The organism is Ruegeria sp. CDSB013 (assembly GCF_059611165.1).
The window spans coordinates 340,233-363,814 of the sequence record NZ_JBXWPA010000002.1; the positions used below are offsets into that span (position 1 = coordinate 340,233).

A 23,582-nucleotide genomic window follows, 5' to 3' on the forward strand; every position below is an offset into this window, starting at 1 on the left:
ATGCAAAAATTCAAAAGCCGGTTCTTTTCCTCTCTTTTATTGCTTCTCAGCCTGCTGTCAGCGCAGCAGGTCCGTGCAGAGCTGATCGCAACGACAGGCGATGCGAATATTGCTTATCTGAAGCCTCTGGAAAACGGCATTTCTGAGCTCACCTTGGTTTGGCCGATAGATCGACCGACGATAGAGCGGGTGGCCGCATTGGGTGCTGGTCTCTCAAGTGTAGTTTCAGGAGGAACATCAAGCCGTTCTTCCTACAAAATTGCTGAGTACAAGCAGTTGAAAGGGATCAAGCATTACGTCAAAACAAATCGCCGTAGTCTGATGCTCACGGTGACGGCGCCAAACGAAGTCTTTCCAGAGACCATCGTTCACCTCGAAAACCTCTTGCTTGAAGCGGAATACTCGGACGGCTGGTATGCAAGAGAGCTGCAGTATTCCAACTCTACCAAGTCTACCAGAACCAGGAGGCCAGAAGATGTTCTGAAGGAAGTGGCGCATTTTTTGGAGTACGAACCTGACGACGCAGATGCTGAGGTTGGGGATGGCGAATTTCGTTTTGGTCAGCCCATTCAGGCAATCCTAAGATCCGGAGACCAAGAAGTAGAACGCCGCACTCTTCGATTGGTCAGCAAGCTTCCGCGCCTGAAGGGAAAGTGGAATTTGCCTTTCGCAAAATGGGCTGAAGCGTTGATTGGCACGAATGAGGAAGATTTCAGCCTTCCGACGGGTGTCATTCACTTTGCCGATCCTGACTCTACCGAGATGCTGATCCTTTTTGTCAAAGCTGAAGAGTTTGAAGATGAGATTGACCAGGTTGGGACAAATGTCTTGGTGGATTACATCGGTGCCAATCAAGGATCCGAGATGTTTCGTATTATCCGCCAGGAATTGCGCGCGGCTTACGATCCACGCTCAGACTTCGTTGTCATGGGTAAGAAAAAGGCGATTATCTCGCTAAGCGCCACAGTTGAGGCCGTGAAGTGGCCCGAAGTCTATGAGAGAATAACGGACATTTACCAAAGTGTCCGCAGCGGGAAAATTGAACAAGAAGGTTTGGGGATTCAGTTCAGTCGGTTGGACCGGGCTTACTATCGCGATTTTTTTACTGAGCCTGTCTGGGGAGCGCGACAATACCTGCACGAATATCCCGAGGGCACTGACGGCACTATCGAAATGCCGCTTTTTAGCGCCTTTCAATCACTGTCATTGGAACAGACAGCAGCAAACTCGCAAGAGCTTTTGCCGCCTTTAGAAGATTTCCTCCTCATACTGATCGGAGGCGGAAGCTCACCTTCGGACATCTTGCCGTCAAAAGACTACTGTTCGCTGCCGAAAAGCACTTCCTTAAGGTTTTGCCTTGATGTGCTGCAGAATGCTGAGAACCTTTGACGACATGCGATAGCAGTCATTGTAGTTGGCCTTTTCAGAGCACTAGCCCCTGCAAAGCTCATTTGCAGCACAAAGCAGTCATAGGTGTTTAGTGCAACATTGTGCAAATTGGGCTCAGACCGGACTTGCGGCAGTACATAAGTTTGAAATGGCAGGTTTTCTGCCGATTCAATTCAGCTTTGCAGACAAACAGTGAATTCGCTGAATTTGCTTGAATGTCGGCATTGCTATCGCCTGCCAACCTGATGATCGCCAATCCAGGCGCGCTGATCCCAAGTTGTGATTTCACTCGTCAGCCACCTCATCACAGGCCCTTGGTTGGTCGCGTTTGTTGTGAGGAAATCCAACGTCCTCAGGATCGCGTTCTGCGCGAATTCGTACTCCAGGACCTTCAACTCGCCGCCTAAGATTTCTCGCTCCACCGAAACGACGGGCAACTCTGCCCAACCCAAGCCAGCTATCACAAGCGCCTTTCTGGTGATCGAAGTGCTTGAGATCCAAACGTCCGGGCTGAATATGCGGTCTCCAGCGACTGAGGCTTCTGAACTCGGTTCCACCGCTTGACGGTATTGGGACAGGTCTCTCCGCCCCACGGTCGCCAGTTTAGCCAGTGGGTGGTCAGCGTGACACACGGGCACCACCCTCTGAAACCCGACGCCCAGGCATCTGTAGCTTTGCGCCTCCTTGGGCGCCTCACATACGAAAGCAGCGTCCGCATCACCTGACTGAACTGCCTTGAGAACAGAAGCCCTCGAAAGCTGCTCCACACGGAGCTCTAAGCTTGGGAACCTATCGGCTGTGCCAGTTAACAGGCTTCGAACACGATCCACCAACAACCCATCTTCGACAAAGAAGGAAAACCTGGGCTCAATAGATCCGCTCAACGCTTCGGCTTGCCCTCGGAGCATGTCCATGCTGCTCAATACCGACCTTGCGTGCTTCAGTAATGACTCACCGGCATCCGTTAACACGGGTCGATAGCCATCTCTGTGGAATAGCGACAGATCCAGATCGATTTCCAGATTGGAGATCGTCGCGCTAATGGCAGATTGAGCTTTGCCCAGCTTTCGCGCAGCGGCCGAGAACGAACCACACTCAACAGCAGTGACAAAAGCGCGTAACTGCTCGATTTCGGGCATTCGTACCTCCATCCAAAAATCATATGGACTTTAACTTTCTATTTCTATCCTTCCTCTGATTAAAGAGCATCTGATCAAGAGATTTTTGCATTGAGGACAAACGGTATGAAAGCGCACTCCCCATTGAGCTTGGCAGCGGTAATTGCGTGCACATTCACTGGCGGAGCAGCGACCGCACAAACAACAGCCTGCAATACTGCTTTGGACATTGATCTGCCATCGGAGTGCGAAGACGTGAAAGTTACCCATCCGGTCGATGGGCTTGAGAATTTTCGCGAACTCACAACTCCTGATGCGGGGATCAGGCCCGGTGTGCTCTTTCGCTCGGATCAGTTGGATGGCCTTTCCGATGCCGCCATTGCCGAGCTGAATGGCCTCGCTATCGAGACCATCGTTGATTTGCGTACCCCGGAAGAACTGGAAACGCACCCAAACGCGCAGATTCCTTCGGTGGATTTCAACGCCAATCTGCCCATTGGCTCGGATCCAGCCGACATCGCCAAGATCATGCCCATCGAGATCGCGTCTCAAATCCGCCCAATGTGGTTTGACGGCAAGTTCGATGAGATCGACCAGATGCTTGCGGATCACGATGTCGACCTGCGCCAGATCAGGATTGACCGCTACCGGGACTTTGCGACCAAGTTTGATCCGCAGGTGTCCCGGTTCCTGCATCTGCTCACCGATGCGAACAACTTTCCGATGCTATTTCACTGCGCAGGCGGAAAGGACCGCACAGGATACATGGCGGCCGTCACCATGTTGACGTTAGGCTATTCCGAAGAGGATGTCGTGCGCGATTACCTGACCACCAATGCCTTCACCTACGACGAGCTCGAGCAACTGGTTGGCAAGGGCCCCCACTCGCTGCGCCCGGCCTTCGGTGCGCATCCGGAACAAATCACAGCCTCTCTTCAGGCGGTCAAGGATGCTCATGGCTCTTTTGACACTTATCGCCGCGATATTCTTGGCATCAGTGATAAGGAGGTGGAGGCGATCAGGCAAAACCTACTCGTGCAGAACTGAGGCGCTGACAAACGAAAAAAACGGTTTTCTAATTGCCGACAATCGTACGACCTGAAGCATCAGTTGCTTCGGGCTCGAAGCAGTCAATCGATGCGGATTGCAAAACGCAGCATCACCATCAAAAACAGCTATCTAAACAAGAAAGGACCTGCCAGCGTCACCGCCAACAGGCCCTTGAAAAACCCTTATTGGGTTAACAATCACATCCGCGATGCAACGTTTTCCCAGTTCACCAGATTGTCGAGGAAGTTCGACAGGTAAGCCGGACGCTTGTTGCGGAAATCGATGTAGTAGGAGTGCTCCCACACGTCGCAACCCAGCAACGCGGTTTGACCAAAGCACAGCGGGTTCACGCCGTTTTCAGTCTTGGTCACAGCCAACGAACCGTCTGCGTTCTTGACCAGCCACGCCCAGCCCGAGCCGAACTGACCGGCACCAGCAGCGCTGAACTGCGACTTGAACTCGTCAACCGAGCCAAAGCTTTCAGTCAGTGCTTTTTCAAGCTCACCGGGCATTGCGTTGCCGCCGGGCCCCATCATTTCCCAGAACTGGTTGTGGTTCCACAGCTGGCTGATGTTGTTGAAGATGCCGTTTTGCGCGACGGCGTTTGCGTCGTAGGTGCCAACGATGATCTCTTCCAGCGACTTGCCGTCCCACTCGGTACCAGCGATCAGCTTGTTGCCGTTGTCGACATAGGCCTTGTGGTGCAGGTCGTGGTGATATTCCAGTGTTTCCGCGGACATACCCTTGGCTGCCAGCGCGTCATGTGCATAAGGAAGATCAGGAAGTTCAAAAGCCATATCGGCCCCCTGTTAAAAATGTAAGTTGCGGTTCCCAAGGTTAAATGCTTTGGCAGCCGCCGCAGGTCAAGAGCCGAGACAAGAAAACCCGGAGGCAGGCGATGCTTACACAGGCGCGCAAGATGTTTTACCGCGCCCGCGGATACTATGCGGGCCAGCTAAATGGCGAGCCGTTTCGACTGGACCCATATCATTCGAAATTCTGGCGCAAGGTGTCAGATGGCAAGTGGGAGCCTGAAACCTTCGCGGTGCTCGACAGGTTTCTGTCGGCTGATCGGGATTATCTGGACATCGGTGCGTGGATTGGCCCCACGGTTCTGTACGGTGCCCGCCAAGCGCGGCACGTCTGGTGTTTCGAACCGGATCCGACGGCTTTTCGGCATTTGGCCTGGAACCTCGACCTGAACGACATCCGCAATGTTTCGGCCTTTGGCGTGGCGTTGTCGGATCAGTTCGGAGTGGCCCGCATTGCGTCGGTGCGCGGCGAGCCGGGCGATTCCACCAGCTCACTTTTGCATGACGGAACACATGGCAACGACGCTTTGACGATCGCATGGGACCAGTTCGAGGCCGCGAATGACCTGTCGGGTGTCTCGCTGGTCAAGATGGATATTGAGGGGGCTGAGTTTTTTGTACTGCCAACGATCCTGCCCTGGTTGAAACGGACGCGACCTACTCTCTACCTCTCGCTCCACTCGCCTCTTTTGGCTGAAGAGGACAGACACCAGCGGACCTCAGACCTGCTGAAAAGTCTCTCCTTTTACTCTGAAATTACTGACGAAACCGGGCGCCCGCTGGATGTTCAGAAAGCCCTCAGTCCAACGGAAATGACACGGTACCGTACGGTTTTGTTTACTGGCTAGAAGGCAGCCATGAGCCCTGTCGAAGTAGGTGTTTCCCCACTTGCAACCCAGGTGTGAGCTTGTTGAAGAGCTCCCACGGAATAGTTTGATGGGTAACCAAAATGAAAGCTTCGCTTACGGCGATTGCTGCGATGATTGTTTCCGCGCAATCAGCTTTAGCTGGTACCGACGAAAACAAATGTGAGATTACGAAGACGGACGGCCATAGCTGGATCGCGCCCGAGTATCACTTTCAGGTAGACACCAACACTCGTGAAGCCCAAGTTGTCAGCGGCCATCACGATTGGACCAGCGCCAAACTCAAAGTGAAAAACAGTGGCGAATACCGCATGTTTTGGAACGTCGACCTCCGGTCAAGCGAAGGGCAAAGCCTGCGTATGAAATATCAGGCAGATCTTAATTCAGCGAAAAACACGGTCAAAGTCCGCGCCAGTTTTGCGCACATAAGCGCTTCTAACAAGCCTTATGGTTCCGGAGTATGCAGCGTAACCACCGGGTAAAGAAAGCCCCGGTGTGGCCGGGGCTTTTCACTTCACTTCGGTTCAGTAAACCCCGACTTCGCTGCCGGGCTGCGCCGCAACTTTAAGCAGCTTGAACACGTAGTCTGCGGCCGACCGGAAACAGACAACACGGAAGGTATCGGCGTCATCCATCCAGAACGCCCCTGCCACCTGCGCCAGACGCGAACGGCGGATCTGGCCTGGCTGAAATGCCTCAGCCGACAGCTCCACCGGGGCAAGTTTGCCCAGCACCTCACGCGCATTGCTGCCCGAGATACGGAACACCGCGCGGGCGTCCGAGACGTTGACGGCCAACGCGTGTGCACCGCTCAGCGCGTTGGTCATGGTCGCCAGTTTGGCCTCAACCTCGGCGTAGGGAACAAGCACCAGTAATTCATCGGTGGACATCCAGCAAACGCCGGACTCACCGTCGACCAGAGCTTCGCGCTGACCGGGCATTTTTTGACCCGTTGCGTCCTTGACAGCCTTGGCCAACACCTTGTCGGACAGGTCGCCGCGCAGGGTAATCATGCCCTGCAGGCCACATTCCTGGACCTTGGCAATGCCATCATAGCTTGCGTGGTTCAGTGCGCTGATGGGTTCAGACATTCTGCTTCTCCCCGTCCTTGTCGAAGAAGATCGGGTCCACGATCTTAGCTTTGTAGGTTTTGCCATCGGTGCCCGGGAATTCGACGATCTCGCCCATGCGGTCTGGACCGTGCTTGATCAGACCCATGGCGATGCCTTTTCCGAGGTTGGCCGAGTAATATGTCGAGGTAACGCGACCGATCATGTTACGCTGACCGTTGGCGTTGACGCCCTCACCGACTGCGTAAGCTCCGTCAGGGATGACAGAACCATCCACAGTCTCAAGACCAACCAGTTTCCAGCGGTCTGGATCGGCCATGTGGCTGCGCGAATGGGCGCGTTTACCGAGGTAGTCCTCTTTCTTTTTCGAGAGCGCCCAGTGCAGCCCCAGATCTTGCGGGATCACGGTGCCGTCGGTCTCGTCCCCGATCATGATAAAGCCCTTTTCAGCCCGCAGGATGTGCAGACACTCGGTGCCGTACGGCATCACTCCGAACTCTTTGCCTGCCTCCATCAGAGCGGTCCAGAAGGCTTGCCCCTGGCTGGCCGGGACCGAGATTTCGCAGCTCAGTTCACCTGAGAATGAAATCCGGTAGACACGGCAATCGAAACCACCGATCTGCCCATCCCGCCACTCCATGAATGGCAGCGCCTCAGCGCTGACATCCATGCCGCCCAGCTTTTCAAGCAGCTTGCGGGCATTGGGGCCGACCACTGCCACCTGAGCGTACTGCTCGGTCACATTGGCGACGTAGACTTTCCAGTCCCACCACTCGGTCTGCAGCCATTCTTCCATATGGGCATGGATGCGTTCGGCTCCGCCGGTGGTTGTGTGGCACAACCAGGTATCCTCGTCGATGCGGGCGACAACGCCATCATCGATCAGGAACCCGTTTTCCGAGCACATCAGGCCATAGCGACATTTGCCGATCTTCAGCGTGGACATCATGTTGGTGTACATCATGTCCAGGAATTTACCGGCATCGGGACCTTTGACGATCAGTTTGCCAAGTGTCGAGGCATCCAGCAGACCGAGATTATCACGTGTGTTCTTCACCTCGCGATTCACGGCGTCATGCACGGATTCGCCGGGTCGCACATAGGCATAGGTCCGGCGCCAGTGACCGACCGGTTCCCAATCGGCGCCGTTCTCGTCGTGCCAGTCATGCATCGGTGTCTGACGGATCGGCTGGAACACCTCACCCCGCGCTTCGCCGCCAATCGCACCCATCGAGATAGGGGTATACGGCGGGCGGAAGGTGGTGGTGCCAACCTTCGGAATTTCCGACTCCAACGCATCAGCAAGGATCGCCAGTCCGTTGATATTGCTCAACTTACCCTGATCCGTCGCCATGCCCAGCGTGGTGTACCGCTTGGTATGTTCGACGCTTTCATAGCCTTCGCGCGCGGCCAGTTGAACGTCCGAAACCTTGACGTCATTCTGGAAGTCCAGCCACGATTTCATGCGTAGCTGCACGTCGGCGTTGGCGGGCATCAACCAGACCGCTTCCATAGCAGCCTCTTGCGTGGTCTCACCAGCCGGAGCCTTAGTGTTTTTCGGCTTGAAGCCAGCCGCCTTGGCGGCCGCTTTGCCGGCGGCGTGCGCGTCAGTCAGAACATCACCCAGCGCCAGCGGACCATTTGAGGCGCCAGCGGCCACAACGAACCCTTCCCCATTCGCGCCCAGCGGAGGACGCGCGGGATCGGGGCGGAAATGTGCGTTCGCCTCGTCCCAGATCAGCTTGCCACCGCAATGCGACCACATGTGAACAACCGGAGACCAGCCGCCCGACATGGCAACCGCGTCGCACTCAACTTCTTCGCGAGCGCCACCGATGCCTTCCTGATTGCAGATCTCGACCTTCTTGACGCGCTTGCCGCCTTTGACTTTGGCAATGGCCTTGCCGGGGTCGACCCGAATACCAAGCTGTCGCGCCTCTTCAGCCAGTGGTCCGGCCGCAGCGCGCGCATCGATCACACGCAGAACATCGACACCTGCCTGTTTGAGGATGATCGCTGTGCGATAAGCGTCGTCATTGTTGGTCGCTACGATCACACGCTCGCCCGGGGTCACGCCCCAGTTCACCACATAGTCGCGCATGGCCGAAGCCAGCATGACGCCCGGAACATCGTTGCCCGCAAAGGACAGCGGGCGTTCGATGGCGCCTGTCGCAGTGACGACCTGCTTGGCCCGAATACGCCACAGGCGATGACGGGGACCTTGTGTGCCCGGTTTATGGTCGTTCAGACGCTCATACCCCAGCACATAACCATGGTCATAGACGCCCGCGCCCATGCAGCGGTTGCGCATGATAACGTTGTCCATTGTTTCCAATTTGGAAACCAATTGTTCCACGAACTTATCCACAGGCTCATCATTGATGGTCCCGCCATCAACCGGAGCGCGCCCACCCCAATGCGCGGTTTGCTCGATCAGCAGAACCTTCGCACCGGTCTCGGCCGCCGCCTTGGCCGCTTGCAACCCGGCGACACCGCCACCGATCACCAGAACGTCGGTGAAGGCGTAGAAGTGCTCGTAGGTGTCTGCGTCGCGGTTGTCTTTGTCGGGTGCTTTACCCAGACCGGCCGACCGCCGGATGATCGGCTCATAGACGTGTTTCCAGAATGGCTTGGGGTGGATGAACGTCTTGTAGTAGAAGCCCGCTGGCAGGAACCGCGCCAGTGCAGTGTTCACCGCACCGATGTCGAATTCCAGGTTCGGCCAGTGGTTCTGTGAAATTGAGGTCAGGCCGTTGAACAGCTCGGTCGTGGTGGCGCGCTGGTTCGGCTCGAACCGGTTACCCTGCCCCAGGCCGACCAGCGCGTTCGGCTCTTCCGCGCCGCTGGCGACAACGCCACGCGGGCGGTGGTATTTGAACGACCGGCCCATCATCATCTGATCATTGGCCAGCAGGGCCGAGGCCAGCGTGTCCCCCTCGTACCCCTGCATCGAAGTGCCGTTGAAGGTGAATGTGACCTGTTTCGACCGGTCAATCAGCCGGCCTTGTTTTGCGAGACGGGTGCTCATGTTGCGGACCTTTCGCAGGCGGAATTAGGGATGGCAGCGCGGATCATTCGTACTCTCTCCACGTCCAGCCAGGGCGCTTTGCAGTGATTGCGTCCTTGAGTTCTTTCGGCGGCTCGGTGGTCTGGGCGGAATAGGTTCCGAACACTTCGAGCGTTTGTGTGCAGCGAGCGGCGTGGAACCACTTGCCGCAGCCGTTGCTGTGGCGCCAGCGTTCGAAATGAACGCCTTTGGGGTTTTCACGCATGAACAGGTAGTCGTGGAATTCGCCATCCGACGAGCCGGGACCGAAGCGTTTCAGATGCGCCTCACCTCCGGCGGACAGTTCAGATTCTTCGGCGTCGACGCCGCAATACGGGCAGTTCAGGATCAGCATGAGGCTACTCCTCGCTTGAATTCTTTGGACCACACGCCCAGATCGTAGGCATGGATATTTTGACCATTGTATTGACCGTAGTCGGCACGCTCGTCTTCTTTGGCCTGATCGCCTTTTTCATTTTCCGATCCGAGGAAAAGAAAACCATCAAACCAAGATCTGACGGCCCGAATAGTTCCGAAACCATTCATGGGGCACATTGGGGCGACTGACATCAGTGTGCCACCCCGGCCGCGACGCTTTCGTCGATGAAGCGGCCCTCTTTGAAGCGGTCGAGCGTAAAGGCTTCGGTCAGCGGTGAGTGACCTGTGGCCATCAGCTGCGCCATGCCCCATCCAGATCCGGGGATCGACTTGAAGCCACCCGTGCCCCAGCCACAATTGATAAAGCAGCCGCCCAAGGGCGTTTTTGACAGGATCGGAGACCGGTCGCCGGTCATGTCCACAATCCCGCCCCACTGGCGCAGCATCTTCAGGCGCGAGATCATCGGGAAGGTTTCGACCAGTGCGCGAACGGTTTCCTCGATATGATGGAAGCTGCCGCGCTGGGTGTAGTTGTTGAAGGCGTCAGTACCGCCGCCGATCACCATCTCACCCTTGTCGGACTGAGACATGTAACCATGCACGGTGTTGGCCATTACGACCACGTCCATGCAGGGCTTAATCGGCTCGGACACCAATGCCTGCAGCGCGATCGCCTCCAGCGGCAGACGGAAGCCCGCCATTTCGGCCAACTGTCCTGAATGGCCCGCAACCACCATGCCCAGCTTGTCACAGTCGATCGAACCTTTGGTGGTATCGACGCCAACAACGCGGCCGTTTTCGGACCGAACGCCTTTGACCTCGCATTGCTGGATGATGTCCATGCCCATCGCGGAACAGGCGCGGGCATAGCCCCACGCCACGGCGTCGTGACGCGCGGTACCTCCGCGTTCCTGCCACAATGCGCCCAGAACCGGATAGCGCGGACCGTCGATATTGATGATCGGTACCAGTTCCTTAACGCGCTCAGGGGTGATCCACTCGGTCTGAACACCTTGCAACGCGTTGGCATGAGCCGTGCGCTGATAGCCGCGAATTTCGTGCTGAGTCTGGGCCAGCATCATGACGCCACGGGGGCTGAACATGATGTTATAGTTCAGTTCCTGGCTCAGATCCTCGTACAGGCTGCGCGCTTTTTCGTAGATCGCTGCCGAAGGGTCCTGCAGATAGTTTGAGCGGATGATCGTCGTGTTACGACCGGTGTTACCACCGCCCAGCCAGCCTTTTTCGATCACGGCGACATTCTGGATGCCGTAGTTCTTACCCAGATAATAGGCCGTGGCCAGACCATGACCGCCCGCACCGACGATGATCACGTCGTATTTCTTCTTGGGTTCGGGCGAACGCCAGGCGCGTTCCCATCCGGTGTGATAGCGCAGCGCTTCGCGCGCTACAGCAAAGGCTGAATAGTGTTTCATAGGCGAATCCATCCGGTTCGGTGATTGCGCGAAGATATGCCGCGTAACGCCAGCGCGCCCCTGCCGTTCAACGCCGTAATATCGCACTATTGCGACATAGGCCCCATTATTGCGACACGAAGTCGGCCAGCGGCCATTTGTCCCTTTTGTCGGCCCGCAGAGAGGTCTAAGTCAGGGCAGCCAAATCGGAGAAACCATGTCGTTCTGGGTCCTGATCATCCTAACAGCTGCCGTGACTGCAGTGTTCCTGGGCTATTCCATCCTGCGAACGCGCGACGCACGCGAACCCGCAGCGGCCTATGACCTACGCGTTTATCGCGAACAGCTGGCGAGCGTCGACAAGGATCTGGCCCGAGGTGTCATCGGCGAAGCCGATGCCGAGCGTGTTCGCACCGAAATTTCGCGCCGTATTCTGGCCGCAGACGCCCAGATGCAGGCACGGTCGACCCGAGCGGGACCGCCACTTTGGGCTTCGGTCACCACTATCGCAGCCGTGGGTCTTATCCTGGTCGGCGGTGCGGCCTGGATGTACGACCGGATGGGCGCGGCGGGGCTACCGGACCAACCTCTGTCGCTGCGTATTGATCGAGCGGAAACCTTGCGCGCGGAACGCCCCAGCCAGGCTGAATTCGAGGCCACTACAACACCTGCGCCCTTGCCTCAGCTGGAAGAGAGTTATGCAGCGCTTTTGGAGCAGTTGCGTGAAACCGTTGAAGCGCGTCCCGATGACCTGCAAGGCCATGTTCTTTTGGCGCAACACGAGGCGAACGCAGGCAACTTTTCGGCCGCTTACAAGGCCCAGCAGCGCGTGATCGAATTGTCTGGCGACGCTGTCCCTGCAGACGCTTATTCGCATCTGGCCGAAATGATGATCTTGTCGGCGAGGGGATATGTATCCCCCGAAGCCGAAGCTGCATTGCGCGAAGCGTTAAAACGCGATCCGCGACATGGCCCGGCGCTGTATTACCTTGGCCAGATGATGGTGCAGGTCGGGCGCCCCGACATCGGGTATCGCATCTGGACCGACGCATTGCGCAACGCACCGGCCGGCGCGCCATGGGTCGACGCAATTCTGGCCCAACTGGATGAGCTGGCCTTTCGCGCAGGGGTGTTCAACGCGCCCGAGGTTTCGGCCCCCGCAGGACCCGGCCCAAGCCAGGATGACGTCGAGGCTGCCGCTGCGCTGACCCCGGAAGAACGACAAGAGATGATCCGAGGCATGGTTAATCAGCTCTCCGACCGGTTGGCCACCGAAGGAGGCGCGCCCGAGGATTGGGCCCGTCTGATCGCGGCACTGGGCGTTCTGGGCGAAGGACAGCGCGCCATCGACATCAGGAACGAAGCCATGGCGGTCTTTGCCGGAAACGCCGACGCGCTGGAGATCATCGACGCTGCCGCACTTCAGGCAGGTATTGCTCAATGATTTACGACGAGTTCGAAGACTTCGCCGCCGCATTGTCCCCTATGACTGCCCTGATGGGGTTGGATCTGGGCGAAAAGACCATCGGCGTGGCCGTGTCCGACCGGATGCGCGGCGTGGCCAGCCCGCTTGAGACCGTGCGGCGCAAGAAATTCACCCTGGATTCGGCCCGATTGCTGGACATCATCGCGGACCGCGAGATTGGTGGTGTCGTACTCGGCCTGCCCAAAAACATGGACGGCACCGAAGGCCCCCGGTGCCAATCGACCCGCGCTTTTGCCCGAAATCTGTCACGTCTGACCGAGGTTTCAATCAGCTTCTGGGACGAACGGCTAAGCACAGTCGCGGCGGAAAAGGCACTTCTTGAGGCGGATACGTCACGAAAACGTCGCGGACAGGTTATCGATCACGTTGCGGCAGGCTATATTCTACAAGGAGCGCTGGACAGGCTGCGCTTTCTTTAAGGGCAACGGGGTGTACCGATGACAAACATGGTCTGGAAAAGGAACGAGGTCGAGAGCCCTTGCATCCAGATATGCGTCGTGCACCCGACCGAGCGCATCTGTACCGGTTGTTATCGCACCATTGATGAGATCACGCGCTGGTCGAAAATGGACAGCGTTGAGCGTGCCGAAATCATGGAAGATCTGCCTGCACGCAAACCCCGCCTTGCCAAACGTCGCGGTGGACGAGCTGCGCGTATGAACAAATCCTGATATCTACTTCTGGCTTTTTGGCTGAATTCGCGCCGCTGCGGGTCGGTCTGAACTCCGAGGGGGGGATCAAGTTCGACGACATGCGTAAGTGAGTGGCAACCCACAGCGGCGCTCTTCAGCATTTAAGGTCTTCCGAAGTGGTCATACGGAAGACTAAAACACGTTTAATCTTTTTTTGACCGACTGATCAAGAAAAAATAAACAGCCGAAAATTTAACCTTACGTAATGGTAAAGCCAGGCGAAATCTTTCGCTCTGCCGGCCGCCGTCTTACCCGGCTGCAAGCCAGGATTTTGCGTTTTCGAAATCCTCAGAAGGAAAGAACTGCGTACGGGCACCCAGAACGTGACTGGCGACACGCTGCGCCATATGCTGCCACGCTTTGTCCCCGACGATGGCGGCGCGATCCAGCATTCCCACATGCCCTCGGGCCAGGCGGAAATGCGCGGCCAGTGCGGTCAGCCCCTGCCAGCCGTCAAACTCGCGCAGGTCGATCAACAGACGGAACCCGTTCTTTGAGCTTAGCAAGGTATCCAGATCACGCTCTGCCTGCTGGTACTCCTCGGGATCCAATTTGCCCATCAGGCTGATCTGCACGCAGGGTCCGCCCAGATCGGTCACATGAATGGCACCCAGCGACTCGCGCATCCAACGGCGCGCGGCCTCAAGTTCCGAAAGTTCAAACACCTGAACGGGGCATGGCAGAATCGGCGCGGCCAGACGGATGCTGGTCTGCACCCAGCCCTGATCAGCCGCAACTGCGATACGGTCAAACCCGCGCCAGTGGCTGAGACCCAGCTTGGTATCGGACCACGCGGCCCCAAGATCATAGCCTTTGAACTCTGGCTGCACGATCGCCAACAAACGCACCGCATCATGAGCCTCTAACGCCGCTTCGATCGCGGGGACCAATGTCTCGCTGTAATCTTTGCTTGTCACTTCGCCGGACAGCTCGACCTCAATCTGGGCCCCTTCAGAATGCGTATGAACCGTAATCATCGAAAACCTCCAAACCTGAATAATGGCAACAGGTTACGGGGATTCGATCCACTCGGCTACTCCCCCCGCGCATTCCGGACGAAAATAGGCGATCATCCGTCCATCCGGCCCGGCGGTCGCCCCCTCGGCCCAAGGCGCGACGCCGTGCAGGCAGTGGCGATGCAGCAGATAGGCCTCACCCGGTTTTGCAGGCAGTTCGATACGGGGGCAGGTTTCAAACACCTCACGACGGGCGGTCTGATATATGTCGGTGACGTCAATCTGGTGCAGACTGTCCGTGGGTTGGCCTTCCATGGCACGCTGAAAGGTTGCACCCAGAATCTTGTGGCTGCCTTCCCACAGAACCATCGGTGCGGCATCCGCGCTGGCCTCGGTCAGCGGAATACCAAGGATCCATGCGTGTGGCTCATCCACCCGTCGTCGGCGATCCGGCCCCATGGGACGCAAACCGTCCACATGCGCCGCGTCACGGTTCCGCCGGTATCTGCTGGCGGCTTCGTTTTCGCCACGACGAGGGCGGGGATAACCGGGATAAACGACCGAGACCTGCCCCTTGTGCAGTGGCAACCGCCCGTAATGTTCGGCGATAAAGTCCATCGCCTGACCTGACAAAAGGTCTGATTGCCCCACCCTGCCCTCTGGATCGTTATCCAGCGCATCCACGCCGATGAACCACGTGCCTTCGCAATCCAGCCATTCCGCAAAGGTTGGATCTGTGACCGAGACGCGGGCTTGCGGCAAAGCGTGTTCAACCCATTGGGCAAGTGTCGGATCGTGTGGAAACCTGATCCAGCCCTTGTCCCAAAAATCGGTCATAGCCCCAACGCCTTGCGAAGCATGTTCAAGGCGACCAGCGTCAGAAACACCGCGAACACGCGCTTCAATGGTTTGGGGTCCATCGCATGCGCCAGTTTCACACCCCACGGCGCGGTGATCATGGTCATGGTCACGACAATTGCAAATGCTATCAAATTGACAGCGCCAATTGTGAACGGCGGGCGGTGTTCAGGCGCTATGTCCAAGAATAGAAAGCCCAGAACTGAAGGCACGGCGATGATCACGCCAAACCCGGCCGCCGTTGCAACCGCCCTGTGGATGGGCGTGTTGAACAGACTCATCAGCGGCACGCCAAAGCTACCGCCGCCAATGCCCATCAGAACTGAAAGGAACCCGACTGAAGGTGACAAAACGGCCCGCTTCACGCCTTTTGGCATCACATCACCAAGCCGCCATTCCGATTTGCCCAAGCCCAGATAAGCGCCGATGACCATGCCCAACACTCCGAACAAGGCTTGCAAGGCTTCGGTTCGTAGCGCCGAGGCGACCAGCACGCCGACAATTGCACCAACTGCAATTCCCGGCCCCCAACCGCGCAAAATATCCCAGTCTACCGCGCCTTTCTTGTTGTGCGCCAAGACGGATCGCAATGAGGTGACGATGATGGTTGCCAGTGAGGTCGCAAGACACAGCTGCATCAACTGTGGGCCGCCATATCCAAGTGTTTGGAACGCATAGAAAAACGCGGGCACTAGAACGATGCCGCCGCCGACACCCAGCAAGCCAGCCAAGACACCGGCCAGCGCCCCGATTACAAGCAAAAGGCCCAACATCTGGGCCAGTAACATCGTCTCGGGCATCATCCCCCCAAACCGGCCATTTGGCCGTATTCCGTTCTCGTCAAACCTCTGCCAAAGGTGCAATGCTGTCCAGAGCTTGCAGCATCACTTCGGGGCCTGCCCCGTCGTGGACCGCGCCCTCGGAAAGGGCTCGACGCCACGCGCGCGCGCCGGGACGTCCGGCAAACAGGCCCAGCATGTGACGCGTGATCTGGTGCAGACGCCCGCCCCCGGCAAGGTGGTTTTCGACATAGGGCACCATTTTGTGAACGACATCAATCGGATCAGCCACCTGACCGCCGCCAAAAATCAAGGCATCCGCCTCGGCCAGAATATCCGTGGGTTGATGATAGGCCGCGCGGCCGATCATAACCCCGTCCAATCCGGCATCCAGTTGCGCCTTCGCCTGATTCAAAGACGTGATACCGCCATTGATTGAGATATGCAGGTCCGGGAACGCCCCCTTCATCCGGTGCACAAGATCATAGTCCAAGGGCGGGATATCCCTATTTTCCTTAGGGCTAAGCCCTTGCAGCCAAGCCTTGCGCGCGTGGATTGTCACACGCTGGCATCCGGCCTCATGAATGGCCTGCAGAAACTCAGGCAGGACCTGTTCCGGATCCTGATCATCAACCCCAATACGGCATTTGACAGTGACTTCAACATCAACCGCATCGCGCATCGCGGCAACGCAGTCGGCAACACGGACGGGGTCCTTCATCAACACGGCCCCGAAAGTGCCCGATTGCACCCGATCCGAGGGGCAACCACAATTCAGGTTGATCTCATCATACCCCGCTTGCGCGCCCAACCGGGCCGCCTGCGACACTTCCTCTGGGTCTGAACTGCCCAATTGCAGCGCGACGGGGTGTTCCTGCGAACTGAAGTCCAACAAATGCAATGCGCCACCCCGCACCAACGCCGGGGCGGTTACCATTTCCGTGTAAAGAAGTGTCTGCTGACTGAGCAGTCGGTGCACAAATCGGCAATGCCGGTCTGTCCAATCCATCATCGGCGCAACCGACAGCCTCGCGGCCTTGGTGACAAGGCCTTTGGAAGCCGGTTGGCGCTGCGAAACAGGGTTTGACGGTGCGGTCATGGATGGGTCTCGGTGTACACTGAATAGGTGGCTTACTGTACCGGACGGCGTTTCGCAACCAAGGGCGCTGTGGTCAAGACGCGTACCTAAAAGGCACTCCAGCACAAAAAGAAAGGGCAGGTCTTTCGACCTGCCCTGCGCGATTGCACCGATTGGGAGGAGTGGGTGCGCCTCGCGGCGTTTGCTTACTTGGCAGCAGCGGCTTTCTTGGCAGCTGCTGTCACGTCGTTGGTGGCTTTTTTGACGGCCGCGGTTGTGTCTTCGGCGACGTCTTTGCCAGCTGCCATCAGCAGCTCAACGGTTTCGGACTGAACTTTTTTCGCGATCTCTGCGAAGGCTGCCATGTTTTCAGCTGCAACTTCAGCCGATGCGCTGGCGAAGTCGGTGGCCGCTTTGGCGTAATCTGCAGGCTCTGCCTTGGCTTTCGACATCTCGGTCAGCTTGGCCAGGGTGTCCTTGGTCCATTTGTTCGAGATCTCAGCCGACTTTTCAGCCGCTTCCAGTGCAACACCCGACAGCTTTTCGTTCAGCGTCGCGGTCGATTTGAAAGCACCTTCCAGAGCGGTGGTGTCAACGGGGAACGCGCCCATAACGTCTTTCAGGGTCGCGGTGAAATCTTGCGTCTTTGCCATTGTTCTAAATCCTTTTGCCGAACCGGGCCCACCCCGGTTTTCATCAGCTTGAGGACAATATGGATGCCGCACCGCAGCATTGCAAGAGTTTTATTGCTGCACTGCGGAATTCTTCCACGAAATACCTTAAAATCAACCGCTTACCTTAACCTGCACATAGGTCACCGACGCCGGCTAAACGTGTCCGCCCTGTGAGCCCAACCGTTCTATTACATTTTAGGAACGCGGCACACGGGACTACGGCAACACCTGGTTTTTCGGTTGGGCGCTAGCCACCTCATGACGAATTTGAGGAGGTTGGTTTGCCTGTCGTCCTGCTTATGATCCTAAAGAATGAATTGAGATGAGGAACCGGGCTGAAGCCATCCGTGGTAACACCAAAGTTAATTTCACCCTAAAAATGGTATTCCCAACACAAGCCGGGTTCAGTCAGAGTACGCAGGGCCAAGTTCTCCTGGTCCAAGATGCGTGTTGCGTTTTCTTAATTTCAGCACCCTCAGCCTCAATCGAAATAGCGTCGAGCGATCTGGCTCACATTGATGTTTTACGGAGATGGTATGGACCGACCATTGTCATTGTGGATTTCACCTCTTGTTCGCCTGATCCGCCCAAATGGATTTCGTTGGGAACGAAACTGCGATTGTTGTCCACAACGCGGCCGATCTGGATGCAGGTATCTCTATGATCATCATGGTTTGAGCATAGGATGTATCCATGCCGCAAGGACAACGCGTATGCGTTGAAAACAAAACAGGCTGCAATGATGCACAAACAAACACCGAATGGTTACTTAAGCGATCCGACCCGCGCCTCTTTTTTTCATGACGTAGTGCTTCGCAATACGGCGGATGGCTTTCTTGGCAATTGCCGAACCCTGTGCAGCATAAATCCGATGAACTTTTGCCGGACGTGCACCATCCAGGCCACCTCGCGGGCTTTATTTTCTTCGAACATCTCATTGCAGCCCGAATAGACGTCCGCGTGAATCCAACCCTTGTATCCGGATAGATGACTAATGGAATTCTCCCCCCTCCGGTCGACAGAAAACTGATACCAAGGACGTAGTGGAGCCCGTCCAGCAAAGCTGGACAGATTGTCAGATTGTGCATCTTTGGCGCACAGACCCGACCACGGTCGTTCATCCCGAACCTAGGTCCAGACTAACGCGGTTCTGGTCTTTTTCTGACCAAGCGCCCGCGTCTTCAGCGCCATATCATCAGCAAAAACAGCCTCACCCTGTGACACCATAGGCTCGTATGGCATCTGCCAGTGGTTCCAGCACGGCAATGGACTGGCCCACCCAGTCGGTCAGGATCGAGCGTTCCAGATCGATACCATCGTGGTATTAATTCTGGGTAGAGTGGAAGGTAGTCCGCATACTTTGAGGCCAGTATATGGGCCGACAAGCCTAGCCCTGATCGCTAGCGTTCTATCGGGTGCGAGTGAGGTGCGGATTGAATAAAAGCCTCACAATCCGGACAAGCCTTGCCGGGCCAGACGCTACAGTTCACGACAAACCGGCCCGAAACATATTCCAGTTCTTCGGTCACATCTTCGCCCAGAGACTTCAGTATTCGGCCACAATGCGTGCATTCCTTCCCTAGCGAAAGGATCTACTGCTGCCGATCTAGATGCTCAGGAAACGGTTTGCGGCTGTGTTGCCGGGTGGGCTTGCTTTCTTCAACATTAGGCGTGAGATCAGCCTGTACCTTGGCTCACGTTGAAATCTGTTTATCTTCTTCGAACGAAAGTTAGCGCTGAATCAGGTTCTCCAAATTGACCCGTAGCGATGCCGGTTGTGGCCAGTCAGTTGTTGCTGGAGCTTCTCTATCGCCAACGCCTGAGAGTTGACCTCGGCCGCCAGCAGCACTTTGGTTCGGCAGGGTCATCGGATCCAATGTCTAGGTCGTTCGGCATCGCTGATCTTGTGTTAGATCGGCGAAGCCAGGTGGATCCTGAAAGGGACAAAAGACCCATGTTTATTGATCTATTCCATGCTGAGCCTCGGTCAGGTCTATTGCGGCAGCCGCCAGTCGATGCCCTCCAACAACATCGACTAGTGCGCAAGCGTCACGCTGATCTTGCCATCCTTCACTACGGACCACGCAAATCGGCCTTTCTCCAGCCGCTTAGAGAACAAGGGCCCTAGCTGATATCACCAGATGATCTTCAGAAAATGGCCACAACGGCCTCCGGAACCAATCGCCGCTGGCAAAAAGGTCGGCTGTACCAAAAGCATTAGGTTGAGATCGCCGGACAGGTACAGCTGAACGGAGGTACAAGCCGGTATAAGATCAACCAACGAGCAACCAATAATTGTTGCAATCCCCAACCCACGTGTATCATTACAGATTGTGGTATGTTTCCCACTGGATCAGCCAGCTTTCCCAAAACAAACAACTAACATCCTGGAGGCTGACGAATTGTCGACCGAAGTTCGGTGGCGACACAGGCCCGCAGTACATTCCACTGCTCCAGCAGGGTACCGGGTAGAACAACGCTCAGCGCCTAACCCTCAACCGTTCTGAATCCTCGGCAGAACCGTTCGGTCGCGCCTGCGCCTGTTGATACATAGCGCGGGCCAACGATGGCGCGGAACTTGGGTATGAGGGCTTTATTGGTCATGCCGCGTTCCGCTGCACTTTGCCCAGATCCGTCGCTGGTTCACGGACGCGCAGGTTACCGCGCGTCAGTTGATCGATCCGCGTAACGCCCATCAGCTTCATATCGCGCTCGATCTCAGCCCGCATCAATCCCAACGCCCGTTCGACACCCGGTTGGCCAGCGGCGGCCAACGGATACAGATAGTGCCGCCCTACCCCGACCGCCTTGGCGCCCAGCGACAACGCCTTGAGCACATGGGTCCCGCGCTGAATACCGCTGTCCATCATCACGTCCACACGGTCGCCGACCGCATCGACGATTTCGGCCAACTGGTCAAACGGGGTGCGCGAGCCGTCCAACTGTCGACCGCCATGGTTTGAAAGGATGATTCCGGTACACCCGATCTCAGCCGCGCGGCGTGCGTCCTCGACTGTCATGATACCTTTAAGGCAGAACTGGCCATCCCACTCACGCACCATCTCGGCCACATCATCCCAGTCCATCGACGGGTCCAGCATATCGGTGAAATAGCCGCCGATCGAGCTGGCACCGCCACCCATATCCACATGTTCATCCAGTTGCGGCAGGCGGAACTTTTCATGCGTGACATAATTGATGCCCCACATCGGTTTGACCGCGAATTGGATCATCCCACCCAGAGTCAGGCGGAATGGGATCGAGAATCCCGTTCGCAAGTCACGTTCACGATTGCCGCCGGTAATGCTGTCGACGGTCAGCATCATCACCTCGACGCCCGCCTCTTTGGCGCGCTGCATCATGGCAGAGTTCAGGCCGCGATCCTTGTGGAAGTAGAATTGATAGACCTGCGGGTTCTTATGCTTCTGGCGCAATTCTTCTAGCGAAACAGTGCCCAGCGACGACACACCAAACATGGTCCCGAATCTCTCGGCCGCCGCGGCCACTGCACGCTCCCCCTGATGGTGGAACAACCGTTGCAGCGCAGTCGGCGAGCAATAGACCGGCATATCCAGCTTTTGGCCCATGACCGTGACGGACATGTCCACGTCTTTCACCCCGCGCAGAACGGAGGGCAACAGATCACATCGTTCAAACGTCCGGGTGTTTTCGCGATACGTCACCTCATCGTCCGCGCCGCCGTCGATGTAGTTAAAGATCGGCCCCGGCAGGCGGCGCTTGGCCAGCCTGCGGAAGTCCTGGAAGTTATGGCAGTCCTTCAGGCGCATGTCTCTTCCTCCTTAATAGGCGACAGATGGCAACCAGGTGGCAAGCGTGGGCCACAGGAAGACAAGCGCCAGCCCGGTCAATTGCAGTAAGACAAACGGAATGATGCCCTTGTAGATATGGGTCAGTTTTATCTCGGGCGGGCAGACGCCCTTGAGATAGAACAACGCGAAACCAACAGGCGGCGTCAGAAAGCTGGTTTGCAGCGTCACCGCCACCAGAATGACGAACCACACCAAGGCTGGTTCATCCAGAACACCGAAACCTGGGATGTCGATGCCCAGCCCATTTACGATGGGGCGCATCAGGGGCAGCACGATCAGCGTGATCTCGATCCAGTCCAGCACAAAGCCCAGCAGGAAGACGATGAACAGGATGAAAAGGATCGTGCCATTGGCCCCAAAGCCGGTGGACTGCACGACATGTTCAATCAACTCATCCCCACCGAGTTCCCGCAGGACATAAGAGAATACGGTCGCTCCCAGGAAGATCGCAAAGATGTAGGCGGTGGTGTTGAAAGTCGATACCAATACGTTCCAAAGCTTGGCGAACGTCAATTTGCGATACCCCAGCGCCAACAGCGTCGCGCCCAGCGCACCGATCCCCGAGGCTTCGGTCGGTGTCGTCAAACCGGCAAAGATTGAACCCAGAACCGCGAGGATCAGCAATAGCGTCGGTATGACTGCGATCAGAACGTCCTTCACGGCGGCCCAGTCTGGGGCCGTTGCGCCCTCGGGCACAGGAGCCGCATCGCGGTTCACCAATGCCAGGATGAAGATGTAAGTCAGGTACAGGCCACCGATGATGACGCCCGGGAAGACCGCAGCCATGAACAGATCGCCCACAGACAAAGCCATCTGGTCTGCCATGATCACCAGCATGATTGACGGCGGGATCAGGATGCCCAGCGTGCCAGAGGCTGAAACCACCCCAGCGGCCAAGGTGGGCTGATACTTCTGCTGCATCATTGACGGCAGTGACAGAACGCCCAGCAGCACAACGGAAGCACCGATGATGCCCGTAGAGGCTGCCAGAATGATCCCGATTAGCGTGACCGTGATCGCCAGACCGCCACGCACGGTGCCAAACAGGCGCTGCATCGAAGACATCAGACGTTCGGCTACGCCGCTTTCGTCCAGCATCAGGCCCATGAAGATGAACATCGGCAGGGCCACCAGAACTGCGTTGGACATGGTCGCATAGACACGGTTTACCACTGCGCCAAGCGTCAGGTAATCCAGCCCGGTGAACGTGCTCTCAAGCCCCGTCCACAGCATCAAGTCGTTGTCAAAAAGATAGGCCAGCCCGCAATATGCAACGCCGACCCCGGCCAACACCCAGGCCACAGGATATCCGGTAAATAGCAGCGCAATGAATGTCAGGAACATTGCGATGACCAGTTTTTCCTCGGTCGTTTCGACCAGAAAAGTCAGGCCAACGCAGACAGCTGCGAATACAGCAAGGACCAGCAGAATGCGACGCAGCGATGCGCCATCGCGCTCTGATGCCGGTCCGTACATCAACGCGTGCCCATCATGGATCAGCCGCGCCATCGCAGCCAAGCCCAGCAGAACAAAACTGATCGGAATGACCGCCTTGAAGGCCCAGCGCGCAGGCAGACCAGTGGGGCTGTCCGAGCGCTCGCTAACGCGGAAGCTTTCGTAAAAATAGTCGTACCCCTGATCGATCATCAGATAGATGAACGGAGTCAGCAGGGTCAGGATGCCGGTCACTTCTATCACTCGCTGCGCGCGACGGGACAGTTGCATGTGCAAAACGTCAACGCGCACATGGCTGTCTGTGATCAAGGCATAGGATATGCCGATCATCGTGACGATGCCGTAAAAGTGCCACTGGATCTCGTCCAGTTTGGGATAGTTCTGGCTGAACAGATAGCGCAGCGAGACCTGACTGAAAATCGCGGCCATCAACAGGACATTGGCCCACATCACTACGTGCCCAACGGCTTTGACACCTGTATCAATAGCAACGGCGATCTTCTGACGGTCGGTGTCGGGATGTTCCAGGATGCCTTCATAGGCTTCGACTGGATCACTTAGGGTCTTTTGCGTGGCCATGGGTAATCCTCGCTCAGTTGACCGGCGCGAGCGCGGTCAAGGGAATGCAGG

At 56.9% G+C, this 23,582-nt stretch carries 23 protein-coding genes; 7 read left to right on the plus strand and 16 right to left on the minus strand.

The features are described from left to right. Positions 1–1,389 carry a hypothetical protein gene (locus AC2FJF_RS05165; RefSeq protein WP_496723539.1) on the plus strand — a complete coding sequence of 463 codons (1,389 nt, stop codon included), beginning with the start codon at positions 1–3 and terminating at the stop codon, positions 1,387–1,389. Between the two features lie 227 nt (positions 1,390–1,616). On the opposite strand, the gene AC2FJF_RS05170 is transcribed toward AC2FJF_RS05165, so the two are convergent. After that, positions 1,617–2,528 (minus strand): LysR family transcriptional regulator, encoded by a 912-nt coding sequence (locus AC2FJF_RS05170; RefSeq protein WP_496723541.1) that lies wholly within the window; start codon positions 2,526–2,528, stop codon positions 1,617–1,619. A 201-nt stretch (positions 2,529–2,729) separates the two neighbouring features. Here AC2FJF_RS05170 and AC2FJF_RS05175 point away from each other — a divergent pair, with 201 nt between their 5' ends. Continuing rightward, the gene (locus tag AC2FJF_RS05175; protein ID WP_496723543.1) at positions 2,730–3,554 is read left to right on the plus strand and encodes a tyrosine-protein phosphatase; all 825 of its coding nucleotides are present in this window, start codon (positions 2,730–2,732) and stop codon (positions 3,552–3,554) included. A gap of 200 nt (positions 3,555–3,754) precedes the next feature. Here AC2FJF_RS05175 and AC2FJF_RS05180 read toward each other — a convergent pair whose 3' ends face one another. After that, positions 3,755–4,354, minus strand: coding sequence for a superoxide dismutase (locus AC2FJF_RS05180; protein ID WP_113789565.1), 600 nt, complete (start codon positions 4,352–4,354; stop codon positions 3,755–3,757). A gap of 101 nt (positions 4,355–4,455) precedes the next feature. On the opposite strand from AC2FJF_RS05180, the gene AC2FJF_RS05185 reads away from it, so the two are divergent. After that, positions 4,456–5,217 carry an FkbM family methyltransferase gene (locus AC2FJF_RS05185; protein ID WP_496723545.1) on the plus strand — a complete coding sequence of 254 codons (762 nt, stop codon included), beginning with the start codon at positions 4,456–4,458 and terminating at the stop codon, positions 5,215–5,217. Positions 5,218–5,318: 101 nt separating this feature from the next. Beyond that, entirely contained in the window at positions 5,319–5,717 is a 399-nt protein-coding gene (locus tag AC2FJF_RS05190; RefSeq protein WP_496723547.1) for a hypothetical protein, read from the plus strand. 42 nt (positions 5,718–5,759) lie between these two features. Here AC2FJF_RS05190 and AC2FJF_RS05195 read toward each other — a convergent pair whose 3' ends face one another. Genes AC2FJF_RS05195 through AC2FJF_RS05215 form a run of 5 tightly spaced genes read right to left on the minus strand, consistent with a single transcriptional unit; the run spans position 5,760 to position 11,165 of the window. Beyond that, a complete protein-coding gene (locus AC2FJF_RS05195) occupies positions 5,760–6,326 on the minus strand; it encodes a sarcosine oxidase subunit gamma (protein ID WP_496723548.1) in 567 nt (188 codons plus the stop codon). After that, positions 6,319–9,333 carry a sarcosine oxidase subunit alpha family protein gene (locus AC2FJF_RS05200; RefSeq protein WP_496723550.1) on the minus strand — a complete coding sequence of 1,005 codons (3,015 nt, stop codon included), beginning with the start codon at positions 9,331–9,333 and terminating at the stop codon, positions 6,319–6,321. The genes AC2FJF_RS05195 and AC2FJF_RS05200 overlap by 8 nt, the downstream gene beginning before the upstream one ends. A 43-nt stretch (positions 9,334–9,376) precedes the next feature. Next, positions 9,377–9,706: a sarcosine oxidase subunit delta gene (locus AC2FJF_RS05205; protein WP_109311456.1), complete on the minus strand. Its 330-nt coding sequence runs from the start codon at positions 9,704–9,706 to the stop codon at positions 9,377–9,379. Next, positions 9,700–9,897, minus strand: coding sequence for a hypothetical protein (locus AC2FJF_RS05210; RefSeq protein WP_496723553.1), 198 nt, complete (start codon positions 9,895–9,897; stop codon positions 9,700–9,702). Before AC2FJF_RS05210 ends, AC2FJF_RS05205 begins: the two co-directional genes overlap by 7 nt. A 23-nt stretch (positions 9,898–9,920) precedes the next feature. Further along, a complete protein-coding gene (locus AC2FJF_RS05215; RefSeq protein WP_108860433.1) occupies positions 9,921–11,165 on the minus strand; it encodes a sarcosine oxidase subunit beta family protein in 1,245 nt (414 codons plus the stop codon). 196 nt (positions 11,166–11,361) lie between these two features. Here AC2FJF_RS05215 and ccmI point away from each other — a divergent pair, with 196 nt between their 5' ends. Genes ccmI through AC2FJF_RS05230 form a run of 3 tightly spaced genes read left to right on the plus strand, consistent with a single transcriptional unit; the run spans position 11,362 to position 13,301 of the window. Then, complete coding sequence (gene ccmI, locus AC2FJF_RS05220; protein WP_496723555.1) at positions 11,362–12,588, plus strand: c-type cytochrome biogenesis protein CcmI; 1,227 nt, start codon at positions 11,362–11,364, stop codon at positions 12,586–12,588. Continuing rightward, positions 12,585–13,049: a Holliday junction resolvase RuvX gene (gene ruvX, locus AC2FJF_RS05225; RefSeq protein ID WP_058278324.1), complete on the plus strand. Its 465-nt coding sequence runs from the start codon at positions 12,585–12,587 to the stop codon at positions 13,047–13,049. Before ccmI ends, ruvX begins: the two co-directional genes overlap by 4 nt. Positions 13,050–13,067: 18 nt before the next feature. After that, entirely contained in the window at positions 13,068–13,301 is a 234-nt protein-coding gene (locus AC2FJF_RS05230) for a DUF1289 domain-containing protein (protein ID WP_058274068.1), read from the plus strand. Positions 13,302–13,570: 269 nt separating this feature from the next. On the opposite strand, the gene AC2FJF_RS05235 is transcribed toward AC2FJF_RS05230, so the two are convergent. The 9 genes from AC2FJF_RS05235 to AC2FJF_RS05275 form a co-directional block, all read right to left on the minus strand. After that, positions 13,571–14,299 carry a SpoIIAA family protein gene (locus AC2FJF_RS05235; protein WP_472724050.1) on the minus strand — a complete coding sequence of 243 codons (729 nt, stop codon included), beginning with the start codon at positions 14,297–14,299 and terminating at the stop codon, positions 13,571–13,573. Positions 14,300–14,332: 33 nt separating this feature from the next. After that, positions 14,333–15,115, minus strand: coding sequence for a hypothetical protein (locus tag AC2FJF_RS05240; RefSeq protein WP_496723558.1), 783 nt, complete (start codon positions 15,113–15,115; stop codon positions 14,333–14,335). After that, positions 15,112–15,936 (minus strand): sulfite exporter TauE/SafE family protein, encoded by an 825-nt coding sequence (locus tag AC2FJF_RS05245; RefSeq protein ID WP_109311481.1) that lies wholly within the window; start codon positions 15,934–15,936, stop codon positions 15,112–15,114. The genes AC2FJF_RS05240 and AC2FJF_RS05245 overlap by 4 nt, the downstream gene beginning before the upstream one ends. A gap of 40 nt (positions 15,937–15,976) precedes the next feature. Beyond that, positions 15,977–17,014, minus strand: a complete 1,038-nt coding sequence (gene dusA, locus AC2FJF_RS05250) for a tRNA dihydrouridine(20/20a) synthase DusA (RefSeq protein ID WP_496723560.1) — start codon at positions 17,012–17,014, stop codon at positions 15,977–15,979. Between the two features lie 185 nt (positions 17,015–17,199). Continuing rightward, the gene (locus AC2FJF_RS05255) at positions 17,200–17,646 is read right to left on the minus strand and encodes a phasin family protein (RefSeq protein WP_496723562.1); all 447 of its coding nucleotides are present in this window, start codon (positions 17,644–17,646) and stop codon (positions 17,200–17,202) included. Positions 17,647–18,465: 819 nt separating this feature from the next. Further along, on the minus strand, positions 18,466–18,768 hold the full coding sequence (locus tag AC2FJF_RS05260) for an IS66 family transposase (protein ID WP_496723863.1): 303 nt from the start codon (positions 18,766–18,768) through the stop codon (positions 18,466–18,468). Between the two features lie 299 nt (positions 18,769–19,067). Next, entirely contained in the window at positions 19,068–19,259 is a 192-nt protein-coding gene (locus tag AC2FJF_RS05265; protein WP_496723865.1) for an IS66 family transposase zinc-finger binding domain-containing protein, read from the minus strand. A 1,008-nt stretch (positions 19,260–20,267) separates the two neighbouring features. Further along, entirely contained in the window at positions 20,268–21,455 is a 1,188-nt protein-coding gene (locus AC2FJF_RS05270; protein WP_496723564.1) for an alpha-hydroxy acid oxidase, read from the minus strand. Positions 21,456–21,467: 12 nt separating this feature from the next. Continuing rightward, positions 21,468–23,531 carry a TRAP transporter large permease subunit gene (locus AC2FJF_RS05275; protein ID WP_496723565.1) on the minus strand — a complete coding sequence of 688 codons (2,064 nt, stop codon included), beginning with the start codon at positions 23,529–23,531 and terminating at the stop codon, positions 21,468–21,470. Positions 23,532–23,582 lie beyond the last annotated feature (51 nt).